General features: G+C 37.4%; 3 protein-coding genes. 1 reads left to right on the top strand and 2 read right to left on the bottom strand.

Annotation, left to right across the window (positions count from 1 at the left end):
• Both HMPREF9200_RS01345 and HMPREF9200_RS01340 read right to left on the bottom strand, forming a co-directional pair.
• Nucleotides 1–7,035 (bottom strand): ESPR-type extended signal peptide-containing protein (locus HMPREF9200_RS01345; RefSeq protein WP_009352999.1); only part of this gene is annotated, 7,035 nt, incomplete at its 3' end.
• Between the two features lie 1,025 nt (nucleotides 7,036–8,060).
• Nucleotides 8,061–9,176, bottom strand: a complete 1,116-nt coding sequence (locus tag HMPREF9200_RS01340) for an Abi family protein (protein WP_009352868.1) — start codon at nucleotides 9,174–9,176, stop codon at nucleotides 8,061–8,063.
• 214 nt (nucleotides 9,177–9,390) lie between these two features.
• On the opposite strand from HMPREF9200_RS01340, the gene HMPREF9200_RS01335 reads away from it, so the two are divergent.
• Entirely contained in the window at nucleotides 9,391–10,026 is a 636-nt protein-coding gene (locus tag HMPREF9200_RS01335) for a nicotinamide mononucleotide transporter (RefSeq protein WP_009352974.1), read from the top strand.
• The last annotated feature ends 969 nt before the right edge of the window (nucleotides 10,027–10,995 follow it).

Raw genomic sequence — 10,995 nt, 5'->3', positions numbered from 1 at the left:
ATATTTTTTGTTTGCTGCATCGCCATCTGCTTCTGCTTTCGTTACATTAGTGATTTTCATGCCACCGGCATTGATGCCATCTTTACCGATTGTAACAGTTTTAGTAGCACCAGCTGCACCGTCTGCACCTGCTGCAATATTAGCGATAGATACACCATCTGCGCCTAAAGTAATGGTAGAGCCTGGTTTACCTGCTCCAGTAGCATTACTAATAGATTGAATATTGCCAAGGTTTTCTGCTAATTTCACATCAAAACCATCACCTGCAGCATTTTTCACTACATCAATATTATTCTTAGCATTAGCCTCACGAGTGAAGTTTTCTGCACCTTTCACTTTTAAAGCTTCACCAAGATTGCGATGTACTTTATCTGTGTCAGCAGCATCTTTATTACCATAGAAATCTAAGCCTTTATTACCAAGTGCAGTGTTTGCATTATTGATACGACCATCTAATTTAGAAATCGCATCCCCTACATTGTTCACAGCTTCTGTTGTATTGCTACCATCATCTTTTGTGATGTTGTATGTAGGGCCTGTGAATACACCGTTTTCTACTTTAGCATCACCACCTAAGGCTGTGGCTAAATCAGATTTAACAGTGTTCAATTGACCGCCGTTCACAGCATCTTTAGAATTAGCTGCTACTTTACCATCAGCAATGTTGGACAATTTAGTTGTGCCACCAGTTGTTGTACCATCTGGGTTAACCACACGAGCTTCTACAGTAGTAGCTTTTGTTGCACCATTCAATACATTGCCATCTTTATCTACATCTGCAGCTTTATAGTATTCTCCATCTTTAGCTTTTACTAAACGTGCACCATTTTCATCTGTATACACTACAGATCCAGCTTCGCCGTTACGTAATGCATTCACTTTATCTGTTAACGTTTTATCGTTTAAGCCATCTTTGCCAGTTAAGCCTTTTGCACCAGATGCGCCATCTTTACCATCACGACCGTTAGAAGCTGTATCGCCTACTTTTGCTAATTGAGCTTTTACAGTTTCAGCTAATCCAACTGTAATTGTATCTCCTTTTGCTGTCGTAGTGATTTCGTTATTAGCACCATTCACATGTAATGTACCTGTTGCCAAGGATAAGCCTACTTTTTCAGTTGCTTGATCTTGCGCATCTTTTGTCACATTACCTGCAAAGTTTAATGTAGCATTACCAGATACAATATTTCCTAAATTAGAAATTGCATCATCTACATATTTTTTATTCGCTGCATCGCCATTATCTTTAGCTTCTCCTACATTAGTGATTTTCATGCCACCAGCATTGATGCCATCTTTACCAATAGTAACAGTTTTAGTCTCTCCTGCTGCTCCATCTGCACCTGCTGCAGTATTAGCAATAGATACACCATTTGCTCCTAAGGTAATTTTGCTGCCTGGTTTGCCATCTGCATCTGCATTAGTAATAGATGTGATATTTTTCAACTCACTAGCAAGTTTTACATTTAATGTATCTTCTGCAGTAGCATCTTTTTTCACAGTGATATTGTTTTGACCATGGATATTTAAAGTTTCTCCTAATTTACGAGTTACTTTATCTGCGGTTGCATGATCTCCAGCAAAAGTCATACCTTTATCAACGATATCATTTACTTTACCTTCTAAGGTTGTTACTTTTCCTGCTGTTTCAGAGATTTTTGTATTTTGTCCAGCATTGGTAGTATTTAATTTATCAATAGCATCTTTTAATGTATTTGCTGTTTCATTTGTACCATCTGCTTTAGTAATACTGAAAGTTGGTCCTGTTACAGTACCATCTGCAGCAATTGTAGTTCCACCAATCACATTGGTTGCTAAATTTCCTACAGCCGCTAATTTACCTTTAGTAGCTGCAGATAAATCTAAGGAATATTTACGTACTTTATCTGTACCTAAATCCCCACCAGTAATGGCAAGGCCATCACCTGTTACTGCCACAGTTGTATCGTTAGCATTTACTTTATATGTAGTTACGCCTGTAGTCGTTGTATCTTTTTCAACAGTAGTATTAATACCATCTGCTACTTTCACTGCATCTTGAGCTGCGCCTTTCGCCAATTCTTTAACTGTAGTTTTTCCTGTATCAGTTAAATTGCTTAAGTCTTTATCTGCTGCGTTATCAATAGTGCTACGAGTCGCTTTGTCTAAGCCAAATGTCACTTCACCATTAGCACCTGTTGTGATTGCTAATCCAGATTTTGGTACATCTGTATCTGCTGCTGTATCTGTAGCAGCTGTGAAGTTAAATCCATCTTGCAATTTAACTGTTTTCTTAGCAGTTTCCTTGTTTGCTTTGTAAGCGATATTCGCATCAAGGTTAGAGGCTACTACTTTCGCATCGCCAAAGTCGACTGTACCTTTATCTCCATTAGTTGGAGCTTTTACAGTTACTTTTGTATCGCCATTTTTGATCACTAAATCACTAGTACCATCACCAGAGATTTCTTTCATCTTAGCAAGGTTTTCTGCTAATTTCACATCCAGAGCATCACCATTTTTAACAACTTTGATATTGTTTGTTTCAGTTGCTGCACGAGTGAAGTTTTCTGCACCTTTAATTGTCAAAGTAGTACCTAAATCACGGTGTACTTTAGCAGTTGTGTCATTACCTGTGAAGTCTAAGCCTTTAGTCACTAATGCACCATTAGCTGTAGTAATACGAGTATCTAATTTAGTAATGGCTTCACCAACATTAGATGCTGTTTCTGTACCTGTACCATCTGCTTTTGTGATGTTGTATGTAGGACCTGTGAAAGTACCATTTTCTACTTTAGCACCACCACCTAATGCTGTAGCTAAATTTGTAACTTTTTCTGCAGTATCAGAGATTTTTGTATTTTGTCCTTTATTCGCTGCATCTAGTTTTTCGATGGCCTCTTTAATAGTTCCAGCATTTTCAGCAGTACCATCTGCTTTAGTAATACTGAAAGTTGGACCTGTTACAGTACCATCTGCAGCAATTGAAGTTCCACCAATCACATTGGTTGCTAAATTCCCTACAGCAGCTAATTTACCTTTAGTAGCTGCAGATAAATCTAAGGAATATTTACGTACTTTATCTGTACCTAAATCACCACCAGTAATGGCAAGTCCATTTCCAGTAACTGCTACTGTTGTATCATTAGCATTCACTTTGTATGTCGTTACACCTGCAGTTGCTGTATCTTTTTCAACAGTAGTATTAATACCATTAGCAACTTTCACAGCATCTTGTGCTGCTGTTTTTGCTAATTCTTTGACTTTATCTTTACCAGTGTCAGATAAATTGCTTAAGTTTTTATCCGCTGCATTGTCAACTTTTTCACGAGTCGCTTTATCTAAGCCAAATGTAACTTTGCCATTATCCTCTGCTTTGATAGCCAAGCCAGATTTTGGACCTTCTGCAGTAGTCGTGGCATCTTTACTTGCTACGAAGTTAAATCCATCGGCTAATTTAACAGATTTAGCATTGGCTGCTGCTTCATCGTTAGCGCGATATTTAATGGATGCATCTAAATTAGACGCTACTACTTTCGCATTACCAAAGTCCACTGTACCTTTGTCTCCATTAGCTGGAGCTTTTACAGTGACTGTAGTATTACCATTTTTGATTACTAAATCTTGCGAACCAGTGCCAGCGATTTCTTTCATGCCAGATAATTTATCAGACAATTTAACAAGCAAACCATTGGCACCATTAGTGCCATCTTTTTCTACACGAATATTAGTATTCGGTGTGGTAGATGTGTAATTTGCACCACCTTTTACAGTTAATGTCGTATCTAATGTACGAGCTACCCCTTGATTATCATCGCCGGTGAAAGTAATCGCTTTTGTTTTGAAAGTATTATAATCGGACTGCAATGCATCTACTACAGATTTTTTAGCAATATCTTTAATCGTAACGCGAGTGCTTTGATCTTGGTTATTACCATTTTGTTGAATCAAAGAAGCTGTACCATCAATATTTACTGTATACTCACCTGATTTGATGTGCATCTCAGCTGTTTTATCAATTTTATCATCAAGAGCTGCTTTTACTTTGCCAGAGGTAACAAGTTTGTTATCCTCATTCGCTGCTCCTACAGAACTAGCAACATTCGGTGTAATCGTAACAGCACCATTGTTATTATTTACTGTTAAAGCAGCTGTATTCCCACTAGTTACTGTTTTCACAACATTTGTTACATTCAACGTAACAACACCATTGGAATTAGAAATGGCAATATTGTCGCCTGCTTTTAAAGTAACACGTTTCTTAGTTTGATTATTCACAGTTTGAGGCGCCACATCAGTTGGGTTAGCATCTCCCACATTTTGTGTACGTAATAACCACTCATTGGATTCTAATGCTTTCAACTGTTTCACGTTCACTGCATCATAATCATCAGTACCACCCGCTACACTGACAATACGACGTGTTATAGTAGCTGTTCTATCAGAATCATTTCGTTTATTACCAACGGAAATCACACCATTACCGCTATTGTTAGTAGATTCACCAGACAAATACGCTGTTTTTCCAGCTCCATCTGCTTCCGTTGTAGTAGACCCTTCACCTAGTGCTACCGAATGTGCTAAGGCAGCATTTGCATTAGTACCTAAAGCCATCGCACTAGATGCTGTCGCCTGTGCAGATGTACCGATGGCAGCCGCATTTTCAGCAGAAGCTACTACATTTTTGACATCTCCGCTAGAACCAATACCTATCGCATTTTTACCAGATATATTAACAAAATATCCTAGGGCAGTACCATATTGTGCTCCCGATTCCACTAAATTTCGAGCACCAATACTTGTCGCTTGGTTCGCATTCACTGTAGATGTATAACCAATGTTTGTACTTGCTGAATTTGAAACTGTTAAATCATAACCAACAGCAGTAGATTTTTCTGCTGTTACCACTGCATTTCTACCAATGGCCACTGCACCCAACGCTTTTGATTTTGATAGGTAACCTACAGAAACGCCGTCTGCTGTTGTTGATTCTGTATCAATACCAACAGAAACAGATCGCAAGCCATTTGCAGAAGCCCGTAAACCTACCGCCACAGTTTCTTTTTCAGAAGCCGTTGTGTCAGTACCTATAGCTACTGAGTTAGCTTTAGCCGCTGACGCACTATTACCTACAGCAATAGCAGAGCTACCTGTTGCTTTAGCACCTACACCCGCTGCAAAAGCATGTGAATCGGTTGCTTGAGCCCCATTACCAATCGCTGTAGCTGATTCTCCTGTCCCTTGCGCGGATGTACCCAATGCAATAGCATTAGCGTTCGCCGTTGTGGCACCATTACCAATTGCTGTGGCAGAGGCTCCAACTCCTTTGGCAGAGGTACCAAATGCAATAGAGTTTTCGCCACTTGCTACTGCTTGCTTACCAATCGCTGTTGATGCGACAGCATTACCTTGCGCTGATGTACCAATGGCAATGGCATCTGCACCTGCAGCAATTACTTTTGCACTACTATCAGCGCTAGATCCAATAGCAACAGCATTTTTACCTTTTGCTCGTACATCATAACCAATCGCTGTAGAGTATTGAGCCGCTTCATGCGTTTCATTTGTAGAACCAATATTGACAGACTGGTTCGCTTTTGAAAAAGAATTATACCCAATAATTGTGCTACCAGAAGCCTCCTTGCTAGCTGTAATGTTGGTACCAATTGCTGTGGTATATTCTCTTAAGGATTGAACATTTCTACCCAAGGCTACAGATCCAGCACCTGTAGACCGTGCAGCAGCACCAATGGCAATAGAAGCTTCGCCAGTCGATTGATTCGTTGTATTATTAAATGTGCTACCAATACTAATAGAGTTTTTACCAGAAGCTAAGCTTTCACTACCTGCTGCAAACGCATTACTCTCTGTTGCTTTCACTAGATAACCAATCGCTGTAGCAGTATTACCTGTTCCTTCTGCGCCTGTACCAAGTGCAATAGCATTAGTATTAGATGCTAACGCCTCTTTACCAATAGCTGTAGATTCATTATTATTAGCTTGTGCTGCTGTACCAATAGAAATGGCATTTTCACCTGCTGAATTTAATTTTCTATTGCTGTTCTCGCCACTAGAACCAATTGCTACGGCATTTTTACCTACCGCTCGTACTTCATAACCGATAGCTGTAGCTCTGGCTTTGCTTGCTTGCGCATCTGTACCTATAGATGTAGCACTTTTATCAGATGCTAAGGCTTTATAACCAATGGCTACCGCTTTTTCTGCTGTGGCTTTAGTTTTTTCTTTATTATCAGAAGCTGTATTACCATCCTTAGTTGGTTCACCACCATCACCACCACCGATAGCGATAGCATTAGCTGCACTAGCTGTAGCACCACGACCTAAGGCAGTCGCATTACCCCCTGTAGCAATAGTACGGACACCAATGGCAACATCGCCCCATTTATCATAATCATCAATAGTTTTACCATTATCAGTATTGATATCATTATTGGGCACACCATTTTCATTATATACATTAGCGCCCGCTAACGACTGCCACCCTACAGCTATAGCACCATTACCATAGCCACGAGAACTAACACCAAATGATGTAGCCCCTGTTTTCTTAGCTCGTGATTGTTCACCCATAGCAATGCCATGAAGGTCTGCATGTGTATTATATCCTACACTTACGCCATAATCGTCTGTAGCTTGAGCAGTACGCCCGATTGCAACACCAAAAGAATGACCTATGATCTGAGATCCCAGTCCCATTACTACATTTGAGTTCCCCATTGCTTTTGCATTTACACCAATAGCAATCCCTGGCTCAACTCTCCTAGATCCATCGCCTCCAATAGCTGTTCCATCAGAATAGCTGCCTGAGCCAATTGCAATAGTCGCATCGGTCTTGGTTTCACCTCCTGCTAAAGATACTCCACCTCTTACTGGATCTGCCGATACATCCGTCACCAAGGCTCCGGATCCCACAGCCATAGCCGCCAAGATACTAGCTACAACAATTTTCTTTTTACCAGAATGATTTTTTGCCATTTCAGATACAACAATATAGCATTGTTTTGACTTACTCCAAATTACTTTAAAAATTTTGTTCATACTAAACTCCTATACTCATATGATTACAACATTTACATAACAAAAAAATGATGCTCACTTACAATATATACTCATAAGTTAAGCATTTATGGCACAAAAAATTGAATGCTTACGTATTTCATAATCAACTTATTAAAATAGATAAACATTCATTATTATTTTATATCTATTTACACACCATCCTTTTGGGACACTTCATCCAGCCCCTATTTTCACACTAAATACCTAACACAAACTACTTTACTTATCAAAATAATTTTCCATTTTCATTATATACCAATTCAGTGCATATTGGAATAGTTTTTTTACGAAATTTAAAAATTTTTCTTAAATTTACATCCAAAAATATCGATATATCAATATTTTTCCATCTATTCTTGTACATATATATTAAAACTTTGAGGACTACATCGAATTAATTAGAAATAGATATATTTTTTCCTCCTACTTTTATAGGTAATTCTATTTCTCAATTATGCTAATTACATATATACGTCTTTACAAGCTTAACTGTACCAAAACAAGAACATATCACTTACTTTGCATAAAAATTCAAAGTGAAACTACCAAACTATCTTCAAATACAAAAATTTCAACTATCTTGGACACCTGTTTCTTTTCATTTACCGAGTTTTGCCAATACCATCAAAGTCAAAGTTCATGACTGCGTCATAAGCATCCTAGATATCTCAACAATAGAATCCTCTAGGCTTATTCGCCACGGAAATAGAGTAGTATTTTTTCTTATACTATACTACAGATACAGATAAGAAGAGCCATCAACGTGTGTACGGCGTTAGGCTCATCTCAAAATTTGGGAATATGATGACGCCTAACATGTTGAGGTTAGCAGACCTCTTTGCGTTAGGTATGTTCATAAATCAGAGAATTTAGAATCCAAAAAAGGACAACACATAGTGTTGTCCTTTTTCAGTAGGTGATGCCTCCATCACCAAGAGCTCTTAAGAGCCATATCTAAGTATCTATTATACTATCAGAATTACGATATTCAGTCAACTCATTATTTATAGAGTATACTGCATTTTCCCTGACAGCATTGTTTTCCACTGTCCATAATTAGAACATCCCATACGTTTTAACAATTTTTGATTTAGTTTATTTCCCGCAAGATGTCCCATTCTCCGGTGATTAGAATAAAAGAACTTTTTCATCAATTGTTTTAACTCTATCAAGGATTCAAAATATCCTAAAATTTTGAGCACATCAAATAAAGACAGTTTTGAGTCCTGATACCCATAATGTTTTTGAGGATTTAATGAAAATGCCTTCACTACATTAGAATTAACCTTATAATATGTAGGTGTGGTAAAGTGATTAATTACAGATGTATGTGCACAATTATTTCTCAAACACAGCAAAAAATCCATCATGTTCAGGAACTCTGATCGCTTACTTTTCTTTAATTTAAAATCACTTAAAACATCCTCTAGTACATCATCTTGCAAATAGTGTAATAATCTAACAGTCTCTCCAAACGTTAAGGTTTCTATAGACACCCAAAAAGGGACTGCGACATTCTTATGTGGAATCTTATGAATATCTCTATATACTGCAACATTCGCTGGTGCTATATACTTTTTTGATTGATAAAACTTCATGTCAATATGATCATTCCTATCAATCAGATTCGTTAAGTAAAATGGTTTAAAAAGGATAAAATCAGCAAACTTACTGTATATTTTTTTATTTTGTTCATTGACAAAGGGATAATTTAGAGAATATGGGCAATATGTAACACTCGATGTATTTGTATCACTAGGGTCCATAAAATTTGATTTATTGGTATATTGCATCGTATCATTAAGCATCGTACAATGCCGTTTCGAAAAATGATATGCAATTGAGGTCTTTAACTTCTCTTCTACCTTATTTAGCCTTGAAAATATAATATTAGAAAATCTTTTATCAAAAGAGTACACCGCTTTAAAGTCATCTAAAGTAATATTTTTATATATTTTAGGATTTAATGTATCTAAGAACAAGTTTTCAAATCCATTAAATAGAGAATAATAATTTTGTTCTACTAGCACTTTATTTAATTCATCATCCTTAAAAATAAGCCCTCTACATTTTAATCTATTTTTCAGACTTTCACGTGATAAAAATTTTTTTATTGCCATTTAAATCACCTTTTTTGCAGTTTCCCTAAGCCCTTCATCTTTAATTTTATAATAATTAATTTCATCTATAAATACTATTATCATCTACTATGAATATAGCGATACAATTTGTCCATACAAAAAGTCTATCATATTTTTATGGAAAAATCGACAATGCAAACTATTTATATAAATATATTTCGTTAGCATTGAAAAGAACTGCATTCCTTTAGGTATGGAGTCAATATTATTAGGATCTAAAAGTCCATTTCTAAGTGCTACCTTTAAATTGTTTGATGTCATTGGTGTTGCACTTGTTGTTACTATCTCTATCTCTGCTGGATACCTTAATACTCGACTTGAAAAGTATGTAGATTGGGGCCCTTGGACTACTTTCATCCCCTTTGGCCTTATTTCTGTTATCAACGTTGGTATTTCCATGTTATCTACACGATTTACAGGGAAATTAAGCAACTGGGGGAATTATCTAGGCATTGTAAATACAATCCTCTCCGGTGCAATAGATTATATACTGGGAAATAAAGCGGCCATTATTACCTATCCTATTACATTTATCATCTATACATTTGCCATCAAAAAATGGAAAGCCTCTTATGAAGGCATTCCTAACACGATTACTCCGTCCCGAAAATATATAGTAGGAACTATTATCACTATCGTCACTTTTACCATTTCAATTGTAGCCAATTATACCGGTTTTAATAAGAATATAAATTTCTTATCCACACTAACAACGATCGTATTCGCCTTCTCACTCATTGCTAACCTATTTAACGCTTTAAAATTAGATACGCAATGGCCATTTTGGATGGTTTATAATATCGTGCAACTATTGAAAGCCTTCACCTAAGGCAACTTTGCAAACGTAGGGAAGTATATATTCTACATAGTTAACGCCATCGGAGTTTTGTTATTCTGGAAAGAGAAAAAATGCATATAATAATGTTAATAGGAGCTAACAGTAGTATTTTTTCTCAGAATATGCTATACTACGTGTATAAATAAGAAGAGCCATCAACGTGTGAACGGCGTTAGGCTCATCTCAATGGCAAAAAGAAATGGACCTAACGTGTGAGGTGATCAGACCTCTTTTACGTTAGGCCATTTTATTATTTATTTCAATAAATCAATAAAATGAATTAGTAATTCCAAAGCTAAAATGATCAAATAGAACTTTTCAAACTCGGTCATACTATCACCTCCTCCTATTATAGGAAGAGATGAGCCCAACTCACGTTGATGACTCTTTAATTTTTATTATAGCATAAATCGTGCATACTGTTGATAACATTTAATACTACTTACAATTATAAACAGAAACAAAAGCACCTTGTCGAAACAAAGTGCCAATCTTGGTGATCCAGGAGGGATAGCGGCAAGCTTAGCCCTTTAGGAGCCACAGGCGACGCGAAGGTCTTAGCGATAGCATCCCTGCCACACAAAAAGGATCCTACATCAAGTAGAATCCTTAGTACTCTGGTGATCCAGGAGGGATCGCGGCAAGCTTAGACCTTTAGGAGCCACAGACGACGAGAAGGTCTTAGCGATAGCACCCCTCCCACACAAAAAGGATCCTACATCAAGTAGAATCCTTCGTACTCTGGTGATCCAGGAGGGATAGCGGTAAGCTTAGTTCTCTAGGAGCATAGCGACGCGGAGAACTTAGCGATAGCATCCCTGCCACACAAAAAGGATCCTACATCAAGTAGAATCCTAAATACTTGGTGATCCAGGAGGAATAGCGGTAAGCTTAGACTTTTAGGAGCCATAGGCGACGCGAAGGTCTTAGCGATAGCATACTAGTATACGTAAGCAACTT

The sequence above is a fragment of the Veillonella sp. oral taxon 780 str. F0422 genome, from assembly GCF_000221605.1.
GTDB lineage: Bacteria > Bacillota > Negativicutes > Veillonellales > Veillonellaceae > F0422.
Note: the sequence above shows the minus strand (reverse complement) of the source record. Positions and strands in the feature narration are given on the sequence as shown.

Bases quoted from the DNA above. Each gene is read 5' to 3' on its own strand.
- HMPREF9200_RS01340 (WP_009352868.1), bottom strand. From the start codon at position 9,176: ATGGCAATAAAAAAATTTTTATCACGTGAAAGTCTGAAAAATAGATTA.
- HMPREF9200_RS01335 (WP_009352974.1), top strand. From the start codon at position 9,391: ATGGAGTCAATATTATTAGGATCTAAAAGTCCATTTCTAAGTGCTACC.